This window comes from Ruegeria sp. YKSF131 (assembly GCF_059612645.1).
The window spans coordinates 18,042-38,160 of record NZ_JBXWQZ010000003.1 but is presented as its reverse complement, the minus strand read 5'-3'; the positions used below and the strand labels follow the sequence as shown (position 1 = coordinate 38,160).

The 20,119-nt window shown below is 60.9% G+C and carries 23 protein-coding genes; 16 read left to right on the top strand and 7 right to left on the bottom strand.

Annotation, left to right across the window (positions count from 1 at the left end; genetic code table 11):
• Positions 1-27 precede the first annotated feature (27 nt).
• The 7 genes from AC2FLZ_RS01980 to AC2FLZ_RS01950 all read left to right on the top strand — a co-directional run bounded on the left by AC2FLZ_RS01980 (position 28) and on the right by AC2FLZ_RS01950 (position 4,756).
• Positions 28-939, top strand: a complete 912-nt coding sequence (locus AC2FLZ_RS01980) for a DMT family transporter (protein WP_480494686.1) — start codon at positions 28-30, stop codon at positions 937-939.
• Between the two features lie 184 nt (positions 940-1,123).
• The gene (locus AC2FLZ_RS01975; RefSeq protein ID WP_480473911.1) at positions 1,124-1,456 is read left to right on the top strand and encodes an AtpZ/AtpI family protein; all 333 of its coding nucleotides are present in this window, start codon (positions 1,124-1,126) and stop codon (positions 1,454-1,456) included.
• 2 nt (positions 1,457-1,458) lie between these two features.
• The gene (locus AC2FLZ_RS01970) at positions 1,459-2,244 is read left to right on the top strand and encodes a F0F1 ATP synthase subunit A (protein ID WP_267366759.1); all 786 of its coding nucleotides are present in this window, start codon (positions 1,459-1,461) and stop codon (positions 2,242-2,244) included.
• Between the two features lie 48 nt (positions 2,245-2,292).
• A complete protein-coding gene (locus AC2FLZ_RS01965; protein ID WP_005981269.1) occupies positions 2,293-2,517 on the top strand; it encodes a F0F1 ATP synthase subunit C in 225 nt (74 codons plus the stop codon).
• A gap of 86 nt (positions 2,518-2,603) precedes the next feature.
• Positions 2,604-3,155 (top strand): F0F1 ATP synthase subunit B', encoded by a 552-nt coding sequence (locus AC2FLZ_RS01960; RefSeq protein WP_480494682.1) that lies wholly within the window; start codon positions 2,604-2,606, stop codon positions 3,153-3,155.
• A gap of 5 nt (positions 3,156-3,160) precedes the next feature.
• Positions 3,161-3,721: a F0F1 ATP synthase subunit B gene (locus AC2FLZ_RS01955; RefSeq protein WP_480494680.1), complete on the top strand. Its 561-nt coding sequence runs from the start codon at positions 3,161-3,163 to the stop codon at positions 3,719-3,721.
• Positions 3,722-3,901: 180 nt separating this feature from the next.
• Positions 3,902-4,756 (top strand): hypothetical protein, encoded by an 855-nt coding sequence (locus tag AC2FLZ_RS01950; RefSeq protein WP_496715543.1) that lies wholly within the window; start codon positions 3,902-3,904, stop codon positions 4,754-4,756.
• A 30-nt stretch (positions 4,757-4,786) separates the two neighbouring features.
• Here AC2FLZ_RS01950 and AC2FLZ_RS01945 read toward each other — a convergent pair whose 3' ends face one another.
• On the bottom strand, positions 4,787-5,557 hold the full coding sequence (locus tag AC2FLZ_RS01945) for an FCD domain-containing protein (RefSeq protein WP_267365974.1): 771 nt from the start codon (positions 5,555-5,557) through the stop codon (positions 4,787-4,789).
• A 150-nt stretch (positions 5,558-5,707) separates the two neighbouring features.
• On the opposite strand from AC2FLZ_RS01945, the gene AC2FLZ_RS01940 reads away from it, so the two are divergent.
• From AC2FLZ_RS01940 to AC2FLZ_RS01920, 5 genes are all read left to right on the top strand, one after another.
• On the top strand, positions 5,708-6,901 hold the full coding sequence (locus tag AC2FLZ_RS01940) for an aminotransferase-like domain-containing protein (RefSeq protein ID WP_480554740.1): 1,194 nt from the start codon (positions 5,708-5,710) through the stop codon (positions 6,899-6,901).
• A gap of 44 nt (positions 6,902-6,945) precedes the next feature.
• A complete protein-coding gene (locus tag AC2FLZ_RS01935; protein ID WP_480483776.1) occupies positions 6,946-7,353 on the top strand; it encodes a hypothetical protein in 408 nt (135 codons plus the stop codon).
• A gap of 140 nt (positions 7,354-7,493) precedes the next feature.
• Positions 7,494-10,949, top strand: coding sequence for a chromosome segregation SMC family protein (locus AC2FLZ_RS01930; RefSeq protein WP_496881656.1), 3,456 nt, complete (start codon positions 7,494-7,496; stop codon positions 10,947-10,949).
• 53 nt (positions 10,950-11,002) lie between these two features.
• Positions 11,003-11,353 carry a hypothetical protein gene (locus AC2FLZ_RS01925; protein ID WP_480494786.1) on the top strand — a complete coding sequence of 117 codons (351 nt, stop codon included), beginning with the start codon at positions 11,003-11,005 and terminating at the stop codon, positions 11,351-11,353.
• A gap of 272 nt (positions 11,354-11,625) precedes the next feature.
• Complete coding sequence (locus tag AC2FLZ_RS01920) at positions 11,626-12,426, top strand: glycosyltransferase family 32 protein (RefSeq protein WP_496822007.1); 801 nt, start codon at positions 11,626-11,628, stop codon at positions 12,424-12,426.
• Positions 12,427-12,501: 75 nt separating this feature from the next.
• On the opposite strand, the gene AC2FLZ_RS01915 is transcribed toward AC2FLZ_RS01920, so the two are convergent.
• Genes AC2FLZ_RS01915 through cobD form a run of 3 tightly spaced genes read right to left on the bottom strand, consistent with a single transcriptional unit; the run spans position 12,502 to position 15,559 of the window.
• Entirely contained in the window at positions 12,502-13,665 is a 1,164-nt protein-coding gene (locus AC2FLZ_RS01915; protein WP_496881655.1) for a lytic murein transglycosylase, read from the bottom strand.
• An 11-nt stretch (positions 13,666-13,676) separates the two neighbouring features.
• A complete protein-coding gene (cbiB, locus tag AC2FLZ_RS01910; protein ID WP_480494667.1) occupies positions 13,677-14,597 on the bottom strand; it encodes an adenosylcobinamide-phosphate synthase CbiB in 921 nt (306 codons plus the stop codon).
• Positions 14,594-15,559: a threonine-phosphate decarboxylase CobD gene (gene cobD / locus AC2FLZ_RS01905; protein WP_496881654.1), complete on the bottom strand. Its 966-nt coding sequence runs from the start codon at positions 15,557-15,559 to the stop codon at positions 14,594-14,596. The genes cbiB and cobD overlap by 4 nt, the downstream gene beginning before the upstream one ends.
• Positions 15,560-15,744: 185 nt before the next feature.
• Between cobD and AC2FLZ_RS01900 the strand changes: the two genes are divergently transcribed.
• Positions 15,745-16,107: a response regulator transcription factor gene (locus tag AC2FLZ_RS01900; protein ID WP_209506176.1), complete on the top strand. Its 363-nt coding sequence runs from the start codon at positions 15,745-15,747 to the stop codon at positions 16,105-16,107.
• Here the strand turns inward: AC2FLZ_RS01900 and AC2FLZ_RS01895 are convergent.
• Positions 16,089-17,078 (bottom strand): glutathione S-transferase family protein, encoded by a 990-nt coding sequence (locus AC2FLZ_RS01895; protein WP_496822004.1) that lies wholly within the window; start codon positions 17,076-17,078, stop codon positions 16,089-16,091. The two genes, AC2FLZ_RS01900 and AC2FLZ_RS01895, sit on opposite strands and share 19 nt — an antisense overlap.
• Before the next feature lie 212 nt (positions 17,079-17,290).
• Between AC2FLZ_RS01895 and AC2FLZ_RS01890 the strand changes: the two genes are divergently transcribed.
• On the top strand, positions 17,291-17,644 hold the full coding sequence (locus AC2FLZ_RS01890) for a hypothetical protein (protein ID WP_480494662.1): 354 nt from the start codon (positions 17,291-17,293) through the stop codon (positions 17,642-17,644).
• Here the strand turns inward: AC2FLZ_RS01890 and AC2FLZ_RS01885 are convergent.
• Together AC2FLZ_RS01885 and AC2FLZ_RS01880 are read right to left on the bottom strand one after the other, a co-directional pair.
• On the bottom strand, positions 17,641-17,784 hold the full coding sequence (locus tag AC2FLZ_RS01885; RefSeq protein ID WP_496822002.1) for a hypothetical protein: 144 nt from the start codon (positions 17,782-17,784) through the stop codon (positions 17,641-17,643). The two genes, AC2FLZ_RS01890 and AC2FLZ_RS01885, sit on opposite strands and share 4 nt — an antisense overlap.
• 8 nt (positions 17,785-17,792) lie before the next feature.
• Positions 17,793-18,965, bottom strand: a complete 1,173-nt coding sequence (locus AC2FLZ_RS01880; protein ID WP_496881653.1) for a MalY/PatB family protein — start codon at positions 18,963-18,965, stop codon at positions 17,793-17,795.
• A 94-nt stretch (positions 18,966-19,059) separates the two neighbouring features.
• Here AC2FLZ_RS01880 and def (AC2FLZ_RS01875) point away from each other — a divergent pair, with 94 nt between their 5' ends.
• Together def (AC2FLZ_RS01875) and def (AC2FLZ_RS01870) are read left to right on the top strand one after the other, a co-directional pair.
• Positions 19,060-19,578, top strand: a complete 519-nt coding sequence (gene def / locus AC2FLZ_RS01875) for a peptide deformylase (protein WP_480494658.1) — start codon at positions 19,060-19,062, stop codon at positions 19,576-19,578.
• Positions 19,575-20,069, top strand: a complete 495-nt coding sequence (gene def / locus AC2FLZ_RS01870) for a peptide deformylase (RefSeq protein ID WP_496808215.1) — start codon at positions 19,575-19,577, stop codon at positions 20,067-20,069. The genes def (AC2FLZ_RS01875) and def (AC2FLZ_RS01870) overlap by 4 nt, the downstream gene beginning before the upstream one ends.
• The last annotated feature ends 50 nt before the right edge of the window (positions 20,070-20,119 follow it).

The window sequence follows — 20,119 nt, the reverse complement described above, 5'->3', positions numbered from 1 at the left end:
CAGCGGTGATGCACAAAGGGGGCGGCAATGGCGCTGAAATACTGGCTGGTGATCTGCGTCCTTGGCATCGGGTGGGGCATGTCTTTCATGTTCAACGCCATATTGCTGCGCGAACTTGGTCCGTTATCCGTATCGTTGGGACGGGTTGCATTTGGGGCTCTGGGCTGTTGGATCTATGTGATTGCCGCCCGTATGCCGGTTCACCTGACACTCGGGCGCGCCATTGGACTGCTGGGGTTCGGGGCGCTCAGCTATGCTGCACCATTTGCGTTCTATGCGCTTGGGCAGCAGCATATCGCGTCCGGCGTGGCAGGGATCGTGAATGCGACAACACCGGCCTTTGCCGTTATCGTTTCGCATTTCTGGCCGGGAAGCGAGCGTGCGACGCTGTTGAAATCCCTTGGCGTAGTGTGCGGCTTCATTGGGATTGTCGTGTTGTCCGTCCCGATTTTGCACAATGGCGAAACATCTCAGTTCTGGGCGGTTCTGCTGACCCTGTGCGCACCCATATGTTACGCGTTTTCTGTCAACATTGCGCGGGCCTTCCGCGACATGCAGCCGGTGGTGCTGGTCGCCCTGGCACTGACCGGGGCGGCCTTGGCAATTTTACCCTTGGCACTTTGGCGTGAAGGCCTGCCGATGATCGAGCGCACTGAAACATGGCTTTCGTTGTTGATGATCGGATTTGTGCTGACCTCGGCCGCTTTCATTGCCTTCTACTGGTTGCTGCCCAGAGTCGGGCCAACCAACATTTCGACCGTCACGCTGATCGCACCGGTTTCCGCCCTGATACTTGGAACCTGGGTTTTGGGGGAAACTCTGCAACCCGAACATTTGATGGGCATGGCGGCGATTTTTGCCGGGCTCTTGCTGATCGACGGACGCCTTGTTCGACGCCTGTGGCCGCAGCTAGCGCGCAAAGATCAACCAAAAGGTTGAATATGGGTTTTGGGGCGATTACTGCCGCTCAGGCCAAAGGCAGGCAATTCGATCGGGCGAGCAAGCCAAAAATAACTGGTTAAAAACAATTTATTAGCCTGCGTCATTTCACACCATCAACGCCGTTGACTCTGCGCCTTTCGCGCCTTAGCACCATGCGCAAGACAGCGCGAGGATTCCGTCCGTGACCGATGACGACCAAAAGCAGCGTATGGCGCAGCTTGAGGCCAAGATCGAGGCGGCGAAAAAGGCCAGAAAGCCGGCTGCCCGCGCTGACAGTGACATATCCGGGGGCGAGCTTGCCTGGAGGATGGTCATCGAAATGGTTTCCGGTCTTGGGATCGGATTTGGCATCGGATACGGGCTGGACAGCCTGCTCGGGACGATCCCGATCTTTCTGGTGCTGTTCACATTGCTGGGCCTTGTCGCGGGCGTGAAGGTTATGCTCCGCAGCGCGCAAGAGGTTCAAGATAAACAAGCGGCCGATATGCAGGCCGAAAAGGACGAGAGGGACTGAACGTGGCAAGCGAGACCACCGCAGCACACGGCGCCGAAGGCGCAGACCACGCAGCAGAAGCCAGCAGCCTGGTGTTTCACCCGATGGACCAGTTCATCGTCAAGCCGCTGTTCGGTGGCGAGATTGCCTGGTACACGCCCACCAACGTGACCCTGTGGCTGTTCCTGGCCATCGTGGCGATCTTTGGCCTGCTGGTTCTCAGCACGTCAAAGCGTGCCATCGTCCCGACCCGGATGCAGTCGATTGCGGAACTGGCCTATGGCTTCATCTACAAGATGCTGGAAGACATCTGCGGCAAGGACGGCGTCAAGTTCTTCCCCTATGTCATGACCCTGTTCATGTTCATTGTGACCGCGAACTTCCTGGGTCTGATCCCAACCTCGTTCACCACCACATCGCATTTCGCCGTGACAATCCCGCTGGCGCTGGCCGTGTTCCTGACCGTGACCATTCTGGGTTTCGTCAAGAACGGTGCCGCGTTCCTGGGCCTGTTCTGGGTCTCCAGCGCGCCGCTGGCGCTGCGCCCGATCCTGGCGATCATCGAGCTGATCTCGTACTTCGTACGCCCCGTCAGCCACTCCATTCGTCTTGCCGGTAACGTCATGGCAGGCCACGCGGTGATCAAGGTGTTTGCAGGCTTTGCCGCAATTTCCCTGATTTCGCCTGTGTCAGTTCTGGCGATCACCGCAATGTATGGTCTCGAGGTCCTTGTGGCCTTCATTCAGGCCTACGTATTCACCATTCTGACCTGTGTTTATCTGAAAGATGCGCTGCATCCTTCGCACTAAGGTCCGACAACCCAACATCGAAACTTCCAATTCGTAAGGAGAAACATCATGGAAGGCGATCTCGCACACATCGGCGCAGGCCTGGCAGCAATCGGTTCCGGCGCAGCCGCAATCGGGGTGGGCAACGTTGCAGGCAACTTCCTTGCCGGCGCCCTGCGCAACCCTTCGGCGGCTGCTTCGCAGACCGCAACCCTGTTCATCGGTATCGCATTCGCAGAAGCCCTGGGGATCTTCGCATTCCTGGTCTCGCTGCTGCTGATGTTCGCCGTCTAATCTGCGGAACCTGATCCTTACGCGCAGGTGGGTCCAAGCCATAGCGGCCCACCTGTTGTAAAGACAACGTTCCGACGGAGGACATCATGGCGACTGAACCCATTAGCGAAGAAGTAGTTGGCGCGTGCGTCGACTCGCATGGCTCTGCCATCGGGATGCCGCAGCTCTGCTTCGATTGGTTCCCCAACCAGATTTTCTGGCTGGTCATTACGCTGGTCGTCATCTTTCTGGTCCTGTCTCGCGTGGCTCTGCCCCGCATCGCGGCGATCCTGGCCGAGCGCCGGGGGACCATTACAAATGACCTGGCTGCGGCCGAAGATCTGAAGGCCAAAGCGGTCGAGGCCGAAGAGGCCTATAACAAGGCGCTGGCCGATGCCCGTGCCGAAGCGCAGCGTATCGCGGCCGAAGCCCGTGCTGAAATCCAGGCTGGTCTGGATGACGCGATTGCCAGGGCGGATGCGGAAATCGCTGCAAAGGCGGCTGAATCGGAAAAGGCAATTGCCGAAATCCGTGCCGGTGCGCTGGAAAGCATTCAAGTGGTCGCCAAGGATACGGCGGCTGAACTGGTCACCGCGCTGGGCGGCGAGGCGGATGCCAAAGCCATCGACAGTGCCATTGACACGCAGATGAAAGGATAAGTGACATGCGGAACACTCTTGCCCTTATCCTGATCGTTGGTGCCGCCAGCCCCGCGCTGGCTGCAAGCGGCCCGTTCTTCTCGCTTGGCAACACCGACTTTGTGGTCCTTCTGGGCTTCATCGTTTTCATCGCGGTCCTGTTCTACTTCAAGGTGCCGGGCATGATCGGCGGTGCGCTGGACAACCGTGCCGAAGGCATCAAGGCCGAGCTGGACGAAGCCCGCGCCCTGCATGAAGAAGCACGCAGCCTGCTGGCCTCGTACGAGCGCAAGCAGCGTGAAGTGCAGGCACAGGCTGATGCGATTGTCGAGGCGGCCAAACAGGACGCGGCTCTGGCTGCGGACCAGGCGAAGGTCGATCTCGAAAAGTCGATCGAACGCCGTCTGGCTGCTGCGCAGGACCAGATTGCCTCGGCCGAAGCCTCGGCTGTAAAAGACGTGCGCGATCAGGCCGTTTCGGTTGCGATTGCCGCTGCCGGCTCGGTTCTGGCCAAGCAGATGACAGCCGCGCAGGCGAACAAGCTGATCGAGGTCTCGATCGCAGATGTGGGCGCCAAGCTGCACTGACGGGGACACCGACAGGTAAAAAACGCAGATGACCCGAGAGCATTGCGCTGTCGGGTCTTTTGTTTTGGGGGCGGGGCTGATTGTATTGACCGGAACATCACCCGGATTCTGTACCCGTCTTTGGGTCGGAATGTCCCGCTCAGGGCCGACGGGTGCAAAAAGAACAGGGAAAGACGGGCCGTGGCAGGCGAAAACGTTTCGATGAATATTGTTGGGGTGGTCAGAAACGGCGGGGCCGCGCTGATCGAAAGCATCAACAGGATCGAAGACCTGACCACCCGCTTGTACCGCTATTCCGTGACCATTGCGACAAACGACAACACCGATCGTACGGATCGGGTTCTGTCCGAATTCGCGCGCCGCGACCCGAATGTGGACCTTGTCCGCATGGATGGTCTGGCCTCCAGACTGCCGGGCCGGGTCGAGCGGATCACGGCGGCCAGAAACGCTGTCCTCAACAGGCTGGAAGAACGCGACAGCGGTCACGACCTGACATTGGTGCTTGATCTGAACGGGCCGAATGTCTGTCTGGACGCTCAGACGGTTCTGACGGCCGCACAACGTTCCGTACCACGCTGGGAAGGTGTCTTCGCCAATTCCAAACCGGCCTATTACGATATCTATGCCCTGCGCTGCGCAGGCTGGTGCGACGAAGACGTCTGGCAAAGAATTCGGACAACGCGCAAGCCCCTGTTCGGGCGCCGCAAATGGCGGAAAGTTCTGCTGAAATCAGCGGTTTTCGACCGCCAGTATCACATTCCGTCCGATATGCCCCTGATACCGGTCGATAGCGCCTTTGGCGGCGCAGGATTGTACAAGACACGCGCCCTGCGTGGCCTGCGCTATTCCTGCCGGGATGAAAAGGGCGACCTCGTGTGCGAACATGTGATGCTGCATAAACACCTCAGGGACCGGGGCGCGCGGCTGTTCATCGACCCGGCCCTGACAACCATCGCCCCGAATGACGATCTGGGCGAAGGCAGTGGCACACCTTTCCCGTCACACCTGATCCAGGCCGAGACCGGGGCCGCCTGAGCTCCGCTCCCGGAAGGCCTTCGGAAAGCGCTAGGCCTGACGGGTTTCGTGCTGCAACCTTTGCTGCGCAACGGCCTCGTTCCGCTCTGCCTTCTGCTGATCGATCATGCAGCGTTCGACAAAGCTCAGATGAGTTTCGACGGCCTGACGTGCGGCTGCCGGATCGCGGGCCTGAAGGGCCGCGTTGATAGTGCTGTGCTGGTCCAGAATGGCCTCGCGGGTCGCGCGCTGCCGGAACATTGTCCGTCGGTTATAGAACACTCCCTGCACCAGCAGGTCATACATTGACCGCATCATGTGCAGCATCACCACATTGTGGCTGGCTTCGATGATGGCCATGTGAAACTCGGCATCCAGCTGCGCCTCTTGGTCCGCGGCGTTCCGGTCATGGGCCGCCCGCATCTTGTCATAGATCGCCTGAACAACCTTCAGGTCGCTCTCTGATCCCAGCCGCGCGGCCCGTTCTGCCGCCAGCCCCTCCATGTCGCGGCGAAAGGACAGGTAATCGAATACGGCCTCGTCATGGCTGCTGAATAACCGGATCAGCGCTGGCGAAAAGGCCGACCCCAAAACCTCGGCCACATAGATCCCGGACCCGGCTTTTGTTGTCAGCAACCCCTGTTCCTGAAGCTCGGACACCGCATCGCGCAGGGACGGGCGCGACACGCCCATCCGTTCGGCCAACTCACGCTCGGGCGGCAGACGCTCACCGGGGCGCAGGATGCCGCGCAGGATCAACAGCTCGATCTGGCGAACGACCGCAAGCGACAGTTTTTCCGTCTGAACTTTCTGAAAAGGCATGGTTCGTTCCGAAATTGGTCAACTCATTTGACCATGGACAGGGGGGCTGTTCAAGAATACCCGGTCAAATCCGCTGAAATATTAGGTCAGAAGTGTTGACTTTAATTTGATAAAGCATAGGCTGCGCCGAAATGAGATCGGAGGAGCCTCATGTCCCAACACCCATTGTTTGCCACCCGGGCCTCCCGGATGAAGGCGTCAGAAATCCGCGAGCTGCTGAAACTGCTCGATCAGCCCGGTATCATTTCGTTTGCCGGTGGCATTCCGGACCCCGCGCTTTTCCCGGCTGAGGCTTTCGCGCAGGCGTTTCAGCAGGCATTGGGGCCGGACATGCAGGCGCAGGCGCTGCAGTATTCGGTCAGCGAAGGCTATGCGCCCCTGCGCCGGTGGCTGGTGCAGCACATGCGCGAGATCGGGGTGGAATGTGACATGGATAACGTCCTGATCACCTCGGGCTCGCAGCAGGCGCTGGATTATCTGGGCAAGCTGTTCCTGTCCCCCGGCGACACGGCCTTGGTCGGGTGGCCCACCTATCTGGGCGCTCTTGCCGCGTTCAACGCCTATGAGCCGCGCTTTGACCGGCTCAATGGCAACAAGGGGGCCGATGAATTCAGGGCTGCGGCAGGGAATGGCGCCGTGAAATTCGCCTATCTGTCGCCCGATTTTGCCAACCCGACAGGCGAAACCCTGACTCGCCCTGGCCGTGAGGCATTGCTGGACCTGACCGACGAACTGGACTGCGCGTTGATCGAAGACGGTGCCTATCAGGCGCTGCGCTATGACGGTGATCCGATCCCGCCGATCCTGGCTCTGGAACAGGCGCGCAAGGGGTCGATCGAAAACTGCCGGACGATATACTGTGGCAGCTTCTCGAAAACCCTGTCACCGGGTCTGCGCATGGGGTGGGTGGTTGCGGCTAAGCCGATCATCTCGCAGATGGTTCTGCTGAAACAGGCGGCGGATCTGCATTCGGCGACCATCAACCAGATGGCCGTGCATCAGGTCGCGGAAGCGTGCTTTGACACCCATATCCCGAAAGTGCGCGACACTTACCGCGCGCGCCGTGATGCGATGCTGGATGCGCTGCAACAGCACATGCCCGACGGGGTGGCGTGGACGCGCCCCGAAGGCGGTATGTTCGTCTGGGTGACACTCCCGGCGGGGATCAGCGGGTCTGACCTGCTGGCGCATGCGCTGGATACGGTGAAAGTGGCCTTTGTGCCGGGGCAGGCGTTTTTCCCAGACGGCAGCGGGGCAAACACGATCCGGCTCAGCTTCTCGAACTCGGACGAGGCGACGATCCGCGAAGGCATCCGCCGGTTGGGCGAGGTTCTGCGCGCCTGACGTCCGGAAATGTTCTGTTAACCAATATGCTGCAACTCTGCGGCATGATCCGGTTTCTCGCACCTCTTCTGCTGGCCGCCTGCGCCGCCGGGACCCCGCATTTCCGCGACGTTCCTGCCACCCGCGTGGCGGTGAACGGCAGTGTGTTCGACGTGCGCGTGCGCGGCGATCTGGCCGAGGCGGTGCGGATCAACGCGCAATACGCCCCGCGGCTTGGCCCCGTTCGGGATCGCGCCGCGCTGGCCATGGCGCAGGTTTCGGGCTGCCCGATCCTCGACGTGCTGGGCGACGCGGCTGTCACGGTTGGTGTTCTGGGTTGTGACCGCGAAGCGGGGGAACGGCTGCTGCTGACTGCCGTCTCTACGCCCAGATATGAATGTATCGACTATGGTATCTACGAAAATGTCGGAGGCGACAGCGGCTATCAGGTCTTTGAATGCAGCCCATACTGACATACGCGTGTTCCTGCGCATTTCGGCAAGATGTTGTGGATAACTTGCACTGATATCCCATATCCTGCGCAACTGCGTTGACTCGGACCCCATCCCTTGCGCAGACTTTCAATTCATAGGAATCACGGGACACGCGGCCATTGCGTTTCAGCAAGCTCAAACTGACCGGCTTCAAAAGCTTTGTTGATCCGACCGATCTGATCATCGCGGACGGATTGACCGGTGTGGTGGGTCCGAATGGCTGTGGCAAGTCCAACCTTCTTGAAGCCTTGCGCTGGGTGATGGGGGAAAACCGCCCCAAATCCATGCGCGGCGGCGCGATGGAGGATGTGATCTTTGCCGGTGCCGCCACACGGCCCGCCCGCAATTTCGCCGAAGTTGTCCTGACCATGGACAATTCCGAACGTCTGGCACCCGCGGGGTTCAATGACACCGACCAGCTTGAAATCGTGCGCCGGATCACCCGCGATGTCGGCAGCGCCTACAAGACCAACGGCAAGGATGTGCGCGCGCGCGATGTGCAGATGCTGTTTGCGGATGCCTCGACCGGTGCCCATTCCCCCGCGCTTGTGGGGCAGAACCGCATCGCCGAGCTGATCAGCGCCAAACCCCGCGCCCGCCGTCGCATTCTGGAAGAGGCCGCCGGGATCTCGGGGCTGTATCAACGCCGGCATGAGGCCGAGTTGAAGCTGAAAGCGACCGAGGCCAACCTGACCCGCGTCGATGACGTGCTCGAGCAGTTGGGCGGGCAGCTTGCGCAACTGGCCCGTCAGGCCCGTCAGGCCGCACGCTATCGCGAAATCGGCGAACAGCTGCGTCAGGCCGAGGGGATGCTGCTCTATCGCCGCTGGAAAGAGGCCGACATGGCCCGCCAGCAGGCTGAAGACAAGCTGCGGGCCCGGATTTCCGAGGCCTCCCGCGCCGAGGCCGAAGCCCGCGCCGCAGCAGCAAAAAGGGCCGGGATCGAAGAAACCCTGCCCCCTCTGCGCGAGGAAGAGGCCATCGCCGCCGCTGTCCTGCAACGCCAGCAGGTGCAGCGCGATCAACTGACCGATCAGGAAACCCGCGCGCGCCAGACCATTGAAACACTGACCAGCCGCATTCATCAACTCGGCAAGGATATCGACCGGGAAACCGGCCTGAACCGCGATGCGGGCCAGATGATCGAACGGCTGGAATGGGAAGCCCGTGAACTGGCCAAGGCTGCCGAAGGGCATGACGCGAAGGTGGCGGAAGCCGCAGAAATTGCCCGCGAAGCCGCGTCGATCCTTCAGGACCGCGAAGACCACCTGTCGCAGCAGACCGAAGATATGGCGCGTCTGGTCGCCCGTCACCAGTCGGCGCAGCGTCTGGTCGAAGACAGCCGCAAGACGCTGGCACGCTCTGAGGGCGAAGAAGAAAAAGCCCGCCTGGCCGTGGATGAGGCCAGAACAGCCCTGACCCGTGCCAGCGTGGCGTTTGAAACTTCGCAGGAAAGCGAGGAAGAAGCCCGCGAAGCCGCCGAGGCCGCCGAAGAGGCGCTGGCCGCCGCAGATGAGTTGCGCAATGAAACGCAGGCCCGCGAAGCCGAGGCACGCGCGCAACGGTCCGAGGCCGAAGGCGAATTGGGTGCAATCCGCGCCGAAACAACCGCGCTTGCCAAGCTGGTGGAACGCGACACGGCCGAAGGCGGGCAGGTGATGGACCTGCTGCGCGTGGAACCGGGTTTTGAGAAGGCGCTGGGAGCAGCCTTGGCCGATGACCTCCGTGCGCCGCTGGTTGAAGGTGACGGCCCGTCCGGCTGGGTTCAGGTGGCAGGCTATGACAGCGATCAACCCTTGCCCGATGGGGTCGACCCGCTGGCGCTGCACGTGTCAGGGCCGGATAGGCTCAGCCGTCGCATCGCGCAGATCGGGCTGGTCGATGCGGATCAGGGCGCGCGGTTGCAGGCGTCGTTGAAGCCGGGCCAGCGTCTTGTGTCGCGCTCGGGCGACCTGTGGCGCTGGGACGGGTTCCGCGCCTGGGCCGAGGATGCGCCAAGCGCGGCGGCGCTGCGTCTGGAACAGCTCAACAAGCTTGAGGCGCTGAAACAGGAACTGGCCCGCACCGAGGCGCAGGCCGACGGTGCCCGCGCCGCGCATGAAACCCTGTCGCGGCAACTGGCGGACGTGACCGAGGCCGACCGACGCGCGCGCGAAGCCCGCCGTGCCGCCGATCAGCGCATGGCCGAAACCGCACGCCAGCTCAGCCGCGCCGAGGCCGATCGCAACCTCGCGCAGGGCAAGCTGGAAACCCTGGCCCTCGCCGTAGACCGTCACAAGGAAGACGCCATGTCCGCCCGCGTGCAACTGCGCGAGGCCGAGGCGGCGCTGAACGACCTGGGTGATCTTGCCAGCGCCCGCGCCGAGGTTGAAGACATCAAGCAGACGGTCGAGGCAGCGCGGATCACCATGCTGACCCACCGCTCGACCCATGATGAGCTGCGCCGTGAAGGCGACGCCCGCACCCGACGCACGCAGGAGGTCACCAAGGACCTGAGCGGCTGGCGGCACCGTCTGGAAACGGCCGAGAAACGGATTTCGGAACTGGCCGAGCGCAAGGAAAGTTCGGAAGAGGAACTGACCGAGGCTATGGCCGTCCCCGGCGAAATCGCCGAGGCGCGGGAAGAGCTGAACGAGTTGATCGAAGCCGCCGAAGCCCGGCGGGCCGATGCCGCTGACAAGCTGGCCGAAGCAGAAACACAGTTGCGCGAAGTGGTGACGGCCGAGCGTGAGGCCGAACGCCTGGCCTCAGAAGCCCGCGAAAACCGCGCCGCAGCCGAGGCGCGCAGTGAAGCGGCAAAGGAAAGCGTGCTTGCGGCGGCAGAACGGATTGCCGAAGACCAGCAACTGACCCCGAACCAGTTGCTGAACCAGCTGGACGTCAACCCCGACCAGATGCCCGCCGCGGATGCTCTGGAAGCCGAAGTGAACCGCCACAAACGCCAGCGCGACGCCATGGGCGCGGTGAACCTGCGGGCCGAGGAAGACAGCAAGGACGTTCAGGAAGAATTTGACACGCTCAGCAGTGAAAAGGCCGATCTGGAAGAGGCGATCAAAGCTCTGCGCAGTGGCATCTCCAGCCTCAACCGCGAAGGGCGCGAGCGTCTGTTGACCGCGTTTGAACAGGTGAACTCGAACTTCGCGATGCTGTTCAAGCATCTCTTTGGTGGGGGCGAGGCCAATCTGGTCATGGTCGAAAGCGATGACCCGCTGGATGCGGGGCTGGAAATCATGTGTCAGCCGCCGGGCAAGAAACTCTCGACCCTCAGCCTGCTGTCGGGCGGCGAACAGACCCTGACCGCGACCGCGCTGATCTTTGGCGTTTTCCTGGCCAACCCGGCCCCGATCTGTGTGCTGGACGAAGTCGACGCGCCGCTGGACGATGCCAACGTCACCCGTTTTTGTGATCTGCTGGACGAGATGTGCCGCCAGACTGACACCCGTTTCCTGATCATCACCCACCACGCGGTGACCATGGCGCGCATGGATCGTCTGTTCGGCGTCACCATGCAGGAACAGGGCGTCAGCCAGCTGGTTTCGGTCGATCTGAAGAAGGCCGAGCAGATGGTGGCCTGACCGCTCACCGCAACGTTATGATGATTGCAGGCATAACGCGCTACCTTGGCCTCATGACGCGTTTCCTGATCTCCGCCCTCATCGCCGCCACCCCGGTTGTCGCCGCCGACTGGCCTGTCAAACCCGGCGATGTCCCGCTGACAGTGGCCGAGCTTGACGCCCTCGCAGGCCAGACGCTGACCTTTTACGATGATGGTCAGGCCAAGTTTTCGGCCGGTGGGGCCTATTCCTATACCTACGCGGGAGGAGATTCCGCCTTTGGAACCTACGCCATCGCCGATGACGGTTCCGTCTGCATTGCGTACCGCAACGGGTTCAGCCGCTGCGACCTGTATGTCCGCAGCGGCGAGCGGCTGATCCTGATCGATCAGAAAGGGGATCGATACCCGGTGCGGCCCGAATAAGGAAGTCAGCAGTTCAGGGCGGTCACTTTGGCAATGGACCAACCCGTGCAGCGTACTGAACCCGCGGCAGGTGCCAAAGGCTACGCCAGGAACATTAGCCCAAAAATGCACGCCCGAAGATAGGCCAGAACCAAACTGTGGGCACCTCGACACAGCGCGCTGGCGCAAAGCAGGGTAAGTCGTGCCAAAACCGCCGCCGCGGTTGACGAGCCACGCACCGCTTCGTTAGTGCAGCAGCGACCCCGTTTCGGCTTAGGGCAAGAGGTGCTGTTTTGGAATTTCAAGTTGCAAGTTTCTGGTTTGGTTCGCCGTTATCTTGCGTTGAAAGAGTATGCATTCAGTCCTTTCTGGATCATGGCTATGTCTTCCACCTGTACGTGCTGGATATGAACATGGATGTTCCCGAAGGCGTCGTTGTTCATGATGCCCGCGAAATCTATACAGATGAAACCACCGAAAACCTGACCGGTGGCCGACGACGGATGGCGGTCTATTCAGACATCTTCCGTATCCACATGCTGCAAAAAACCGACTATGTGTGGGTTGATCTGGATATCTACTGCATCCGGCCGCTGGATGTTCCACCGGACTATCTGTTTGGTGTCGTCTGGCGCAATAAGGCGATGAACAATTGTGTATTGCGTCTTCCCAAAAATTCTCTGGCACTGAAGCTGATCCTGAATTTCCTTGAGTCAGAAGTCCCGATCCCGTTTTGGTTGGGCAGTGATCACATTGAAAAACTGGTCAAACGCTATGAGGCGGGCGAGACAATCACGCTCTATGACCTTCCGTGGACGACAACCGGCCCAAGCGTGACCCGCTGGGCGCTGGGGGTCACCGGTGAAATCGACCGAGGCCAGCACTGGCATTTGTATTGGCCGCGTCGCGGGTTTCTGGACCCGGTCGAGAACATTGAAGACTACGAACCCGATTGGGCCCGGTTTCACCACTTCCAGGGCGAAACCCGCAGTGGTATTCGCAGCAAATTCGGTGGTATTCCTCCAAAGGGAAGTTACATCGATTTTGTCTGTCAAAGACATGGAATTGACCCCGAGAAATATCCGGTCACATAATCAGCGGCGTCGGTGCCGATATCGTCGAATAATCTTGGGGTTTTGCGCCATACCGCAGCAGTGCGGGCCGCTGGCTCAGAGTTTTTCCAGCAACTCCATCGTTGGCCAGGCATCCGCGGGCAGGCCCAGGCGTTTCTGTTCCGCCTGCGTCGCAGCTCGCGTCCCTGACCCCAGAATCCCGTCGATCTTGCCGACATCATATCCTTTGGCCTGAAGCTTGGTCTGCAACTGTTTCATCTGTGCGCCATTCAGGCCCTGCGCGGGATTGCCCGCATCATAGATCTGGCCGCCCTCAAGCCGTGTTCCGAAATAGGCGGCGGTCAGAACATAGACAAAGCTCTGGTTCCATTCGAAATAGACATCGAAATTCGGATAGGCCAGAAAGGCAGGCCCGTTGCGCCCTTGTGGCAGGATCAGCGAGGCGGGAAGGTTGGCCAAGGACCCGCCGCGCGCCTGTACGCCCATCGCCTGCCATTCCGCCACCGAACGCGATTTGCCGGGGCCGGACAGGGACCAATCCATCTGCGCGGGCACGGTGACCTCCTGCAACCAAGGCTCACCCGCGCGCCATCCCAGATGGGACAGCATTCTGGCCCCCGACATCAGCGCATCAGGTGCCGAGCTTTTCAGGCGGACATGCCCGTCACCGTCACCATCGACGCCGTTTTCCAGTATGTCACGCGGCAGCATCTGCACCATGCCGATCTCTCCGGCCCATGCCCCGGTGGTGCGGGCCGGGTCGAAATCACCGTTCTGATACAGCTCGATGGCGGCGAAGATCTGTGGCCGGAACAGTTCCGGGCGGCGGCAGTCATGCGCCAAAGTTACCAGTGCGTTGCGGGTGTTGAAGTCGCCTTGAAACGATCCGTAATCGGTTTCAAATGCCCAGAAGGCCAGCAGCACCCCGCGGGAAACGCCATATTCCCGCTCGATCCGATCAAAGACCGCATCGTATTTGCGCGACATCGCTTGCCCGCGCTCGATCCGGTTTTGCGAAATCAGACGACGGGAAAATTCAACAAAGGGCTTCTGAAAAACGCCCTGCGCCCGGTCGGCCTTCAGCACGGCGCTGTCCTGCTGCACCCCGTCAAAGAACCCGTTCACCGCTGATTTGTCCAAACCCTGCTGCACGGCCTCGGCCTTCAGCCCTTTGACAAAGGAATTAAAACCACCGCCACATTGCGCCAGCGCAGGTGAGGTGAACAGGGCAGCGGCGATCAGGCCAGAGAGTATACGCATGAAAAGGTCCGTCAGAATATCAGTTTGGCCCCAACCCACACTGACACGAGCCCAAGCGCAAGCCCCCAAACCCGCCAGAGCATGTCACATGCGCGAAAAACTTCTGATGCACCGATCTCGCGCGGGGCGTCGCCATTGACCCAGGCTAGGTCGCGCACCTGCCCGTCATAGCTGCGCGGGCCAGCCAGCGCGACATTCAGGGCGCGGGCCATGGCGGCCTCGGGCCAGCCAGCGTTGGGTGAGATATGGCGTTGCGCATCCCGCACCATCTCAGACCAGCGAGACCATTGGCCGGAAAGCGCCACGATCATCACGCAGGTCAGGCGGGCAGGGATCAGGTTCAGCAGGTCGTCGAACCGGGCCGCGGCCCAACCAAAATCACGGTGCGTTTCGGTGCGATAGCCGATCATACTGTCGGCGGTGTTCACCGCCTTGTACACCAGCAACCCCGGAAGCCCCGCGACCAGAAACCAGAATGCGGGGGCAATGACCCCGTCGCTCAGGTTTTCTGCCGCACTTTCGATGGCGGAACGCGCCACCTGTGCTTCGGTCATATCCTGCGTGTCGCGCGAAACGATCATAGCCACCTGCGCCCGTCCGTCTTCCAGCGAGGTTTGCAACCCGTCACCAACCGCGCGGACATGGGCAACCAGCGACTTTTGCGCCAACAGGATTGCGCAGCCAAGAATTTCAACGACCGGCCCCAGCTGCGACAGACCCCATCCAAGACCCCATGCGCCGCAGATCAGAAGGGCAACCACCGCCACCCCTTTCAGTCGCCGACCGCGCCCGTGGTTCAGGCGTTTGTCCAGCCAGCCGATCAGGTTGCCGATCATTACCGCCGGGTGTTTGACGCGGGACCAGAGCCAATCGGGCTCTCCCAGTGCCGCGTCCAGACACAGGGCGCAGACCAGCATCAGGGCAGGGCTCACAGCGCGGCCTCCAACCTGTCCCAGCCCTTTTCTGGCGGCAGACCCAGACGCAGAAAGGTTGCTGAATAGGGAAAGATACGACTCCAGATATGGGCGCGGGCCAGCCGGTCCTGCCAGCCCAAGGCGTCATCGACCCGATACAGACGAAACAGGCTGGTACCACCGACGATATCCGCGCCGCTGGTCAGCATCAGCGCATCCAGCCGGGCCGCCTCATCCGCCAGTCGCGCGCGTGTGGCATCGGCCCAGTCATCGTCCGACAGGGCCTGTGTCCCAACCCGCAGGGCCGGGCCGGACACTGACCAGGGTCCGGTCAGGTCGTTCAGGCGGTTGATCAGTTCAGGCCGCCCGATGGCAAACCCAAGCCGCATCCCGGCCAGCCCCCAGAACTTGCCAAAGCTCTTCAGCACGATCACGCCGGGACGTTCCGCCAGATGGATCAACGATACCTCTGGCGTGACATCGCAAAAGCTCTCGTCGATCACGGTCAGCGGGGCCGAGACGTCGCTTTCCTGCCAGATACGTCCGTCCGGGTTATTTGGATGCACGATCACGCGGGCGTCAGCCGCGCCCTCAGGCTGAACACGCCACCCCTGCGCCGAAAAGGCGGCGGCGTGTTCGTTATAGGTGGGCGGTGTGATCTGGACACGCCCTGGCGCGGCTAGCGCCGGAATGCGAGAGATGACAGCCGATGCACCGGGTGCCGGCAGGATCTCAGCCCCCTGCGGCACGTTCCAGAACCTGCGGGCCGCATCACTCAGCCGTTCAAAGGCACCGTGATCCGGCAATTCGGCCCAATCTCCGGCGGTCAGACCCGCGACTGCGTAAGGATGCGGATTGATTCCGGTCGACAGATCGATCCAATCTGCGCGCGTTCCACCATACCTGACAATCGCCCTGTCCAGCCCCCCGCCGTGGTCGCGAACTGCGCGGGGGTCCAAGCCGTGATCAAGTGTACTCATCTGCTCTCTCTGCGGGGATTGACCGGTTTCGGGGTGCTTCAAGCGGATTTTTGCCATTTACACAAGCAAATCCGCCCGAACACGCAAGCGTGCGGCTGCTGTTAACACTTTGTTAAGGAAATAACGAGATCACGGACCACGGGGGTCGGCACCACTCACCATACCAAGTGCCGAGGTTGTTGCAAATGAAAGTTCTGATTGTTGAGAGTAACCCCGACCTTGGTCGGGTCTGGAAAAGACATCTGGAGCGGCAAGACGCCGAAGTCACGCTGGTTGACGCTCAGGAGGCCGCCATTCTGGCGCTCTATGGCACGGATTTTGATATCATCGTGCTGGATCTGGTTCTGGAAACCGGAAGCGCATTGGCTGTGGCAGATTTTGCCAGCTATCGCCGCCCCGAGGCGCGGGTGATTTTTGTCACCAACACCACCTTCTTTTCCGACGGGTCGATTTTTGCGCACAGTCCCAATGCCTGTGCCTATGTTCAAAGCGAAACGCCGCCAGAGGATCTGGCGGCGATGGTCGAACATTACGCTGCGGGGCGCTGACCGCGTCCATGCGGCTCCATGTAATCCAGCACCGGGTTCACCGGAATGATCCGGTGCGGATTGATGCTGTCATGGCTGTAGTGATAGTGGCGCACAATGTGGGCCATGTTCACGGTCTCGGCGACACCGGGCCATTGATACAGCTCACGCGTATAGGCCCATAGGTTCGGGTAATCGACCAGGCGCCGCCGGTTGCACTTGAAATGCAGGTGATAGACCGGGTCGAAGCGGATCAGGGTTGTGAACAACCGCCAATCGGCTTCGGTTATCCGATCCCCCATCAGGTAACGGTTCCGGGCCAGACGCTCCTCCAGCCAGTCCAGCGTGTCGAACAATGGGTGTACGGCAGCGTCATAGGCGTCCTGCGTGGTGGCAAAGCCCGACTTGTAGACGCCGTTGTTGACGTCTGAATAGATGCGCGCGTTGACCTCTTCGATCTCGTCCCGCATCGCCTCGGGCCAGTAATCGTCCGTATTGCCAGTGATATCGTTGAAGGCCGAATTGAACATGCGGATGATTTCCGAACTTTCGTTCGAAACGATGGTCTCCTGCACCTTGTCCCACAGGATCGGAACCGTGACGCGACCGGAATAGGACGGATCCGCCTTGGTATAGATCTGATGTGCATGGCTCAGCCCGTAAAGAACGTCACCCGTGGCACCGTGATCATCCACCTCAAAGGTCCAGCCCTGATCCAGCATGTCGGGATGCACGACCGAAACCGGGATCAGATCGCTCAGCCCTTTCAACGCGCGAAAGATCAGGGTGCGATGCGCCCAGGGGCAGGCGTGGCTGACATACAGGTGATACCGCCCGGCTTCGGCCCGGAACCCGCCTTTGCCCGACGGTCCCGCGCGGCCATCGGCGGTCAGCCAGTTGCGAAACTGCGCCGCGCTGCGTTTGAATGCGCCACCGGTGGATTTGGTGTCATACCAGGTGTCTTGCCATTTTCCGTCGACCAGCAGGCCCATATCTCATCCTCCGCACAGGCGTTTGGTCAAAGATAGGTCCAAGCCCCGCCCGTTCCTATGCATTTGCCCGCGCACAAGACCTGCATGCGCGCACAGCCAATGCTGGGATTTCTGTGCAACAAACCGCAGGCACAGCCAGTTCCGTGAACGCGTTCACTGGATTTTTACAACAGTTCCCGCACAATAGAGGTCATTAGCGGGGGAATGATTTAATGAGTACTTATGTTTCAAAGGAAATACGCGCCGAGTTGGATGCGGCCCGAATCGCCACATTGAAAAAGGCCAGTCGCCTTCGTGTCCAAATGGGCGACAATACCTATAAAATTCTCAAATTGTGGAAAGATGGTTTCACGGTTGAGGCGGAAACGACACCGCGCCTGCGCGGGTTGGTCGATATCTATGACGGGGCCAATCTTATGTATCAATGCCTGATCATTGCCGATCAGGATGAAGGCGGAGAGATGCGATACGAATTCAAGCGCAGCACCGCCGCCCATGACAAGGCACCGCTGGATTTCTACCGCGCCCCGGATGCGCCCATCGCACTGCTGGGCTACGAAGACTAGGCTCGGATCTTTATCGTCCCGGGTTCGGTCAGGGTGACGCCCACCATGCCGTAGGGCTGGCCATCGATTTGGAATTCACCATTCGGGTCCGCGCCCGGACAGCAGGCGCGGTCCATCGTGAGGCCAGTCAAACCAGCCACCGCTTGGCTTATTGCAGGTCGCCAAAGGCCCGCTTCAGCCGCACGCAGGCTTCCTCGACCCGCGCCCGTTGTGTGGCCAGGTTGAACCGTTCAAACGTTTCTCCGCCAGTGCCAAAGCCGGGCCCGGACGAGGTTGCAATCCGCGCATCCTCGCGCAGGCGGCGGACAAACTCGGTGTGATCCATGCCGGTGCCGGAAAAGTCGACCCAGGCCAGATAGGTCGCCTGCAAAGGCATCGACCAAAGGCCCGGAATCTCGGCGATGGTCTGGTCGAACAGACGCCGGTTTTCCTCCAGATGCGCGATCTGGGCATCTGCCCATTCCGCGCCGGCCGGGCTGTAGGCGGCGGTGATCATCGCCACACCCAACGCGCTGGGGCCATAATCCAGCGTTGTCAGCCGATGCTTCATCGCCTCGCGCAGTTTGGGGTTGGGAATGATCATGTTGCCGGTGTGCTGCCCGGCGATGTTAAAGGTCTTCGATGCCGCTGTCAGCGTCACCGTCCAAGGCCGCGCATCCGGGGCCGCCACATCCATCGGCACAAACTTGGCACCGGGATAGACCAGATCGTGGTGAATCTCGTCTGACACAAGGATCAGCCCGTTGCGCTCGGCAAATGCGGCCACGGCGCGCAGTTCCTCTGGCGTCCAGACCCGGCCCGACGGGTTCTGCGGCGAACACCACAGCAACATCTTCTCGGACCCGTCCAGCCGCGACTGCGCATCCTCCAGATCAAGCCCATAGCTGTCGCCGTCGCGCACCAGCGGGCATTCCACAACCCGGCGGCCCGCCTTGTTCACCTTATGGGCAAACTCATGGTAGACAGGGGTGAAGGTCACGATGCGATCGCCAGGCTCGGTCCAGACATCCAGCGACAGGGCAATAGCATTGCCCAGACCCTGAGACGTCAGAACCCAGTCCGTGTCAATTTCCCAGTCGTGGCGGGTTTTCATCCACCACTGGACCGAGGCCAGATACTCCGGGTGCGCCCAGGAATACCCGAACACGCCGTGATCTGCGGCCTTGCGTACTGCGTCGATCACGCAAGGGGCCGTCGGGTAATCGGAATCGGCCGTCCACATGGCCAGCCCGTCCTCGGGCGAGACGCCGTACAGCATCTCCATCTTGTCCCATTTGGTACTGTTGGTGCCCCGGCGGTCGATCTGGTCGTTGAAAGTCATGTCAGCTCCATTCTGATGGTCGAAAGCTAACCGCAATTCAGGCAGGTGCAAGGGGGGCGTTGCGGCGCGGGGCACGATGCCCTAAATCAGCCTCATGAAACGTAACATCCTGATCTATCCCGACCCCCGTCTCAAGAAGGTCTGCGCCCCCGTGGCCGACCTCACGGACGACCTGCGCGCACTGGCCGATGATATGCTGGAAACGATGTATGACGCCCCGGGTGTTGGCCTCGCCGCGCCACAGATCGGCGTGCTGGATCGCTTGATCGTGCTGGATTGCATTAAGGAAGAAGGCGAGGCGCCGCGCCCGCTGATCATGTTCAACCCGCAGGTCATCGCGGCCTCGGAAGAAACCAATGTCTACGAGGAAGGCTGCCTGTCGATCCCTGATCAATACGCCGAGGTGACGCGCCCCAAAGTGGTCGATGTGACATGGATGGACCGCGACGGAAACTTGCAACAGGAAACCTTTGACGGGCTCTGGGCCACCTGCGTTCAGCACGAGATCGATCACTTGGACGGCAAGCTGTTCATCGACTATCTCAAGCCGCTGAAACGGCAGATGATCACCCGCAAGATGCAAAAGCTCAAACGCGAACGGGCCCGTGCATGACCGTTCGTACCTGCCTGCCATGGCCTGACAAGCGCCTGTGCACCAAGGCGGATGAGGTGCCCGAGATCACCGATGAGGTCCGCGCCATCTGGGACGACATGATCGACACGATGGAGGCGATGCCCGGCGTCGGTCTTGCCGCGCCACAGATCGGGGTGATGCTGCGGCTTGCCGTTGTTGACGGCTCTGCCGAACGGGGCCGGGCCGTGCGTCTGGCAAACCCGGAAATCCTGCACAGCTCGATCGAGCTGCGCGAACATGAAGAGGCCAGCCCGAACCTGCCCGGCGTCTCGGCCACAATCAAACGCCCGCGCGCGGTGACCGTGAAGTTCCTGAACGAACATGGCATGCTGGACCGCCGCGATTTCGTCGGGATCGATGCGACCAGCGTGCAGCACCAGATCGACCACCTGAACGGACGGATGTATTTCGACCGGCTCAGCAAGGTCAAACGTGACATGCTGCTGCGCAAGGCCCGCAAACAAACCTGAAAACCGTAGGCCGGGTTTCAGCCCGGCACCTGTCCCAACCGCCGGAGCCA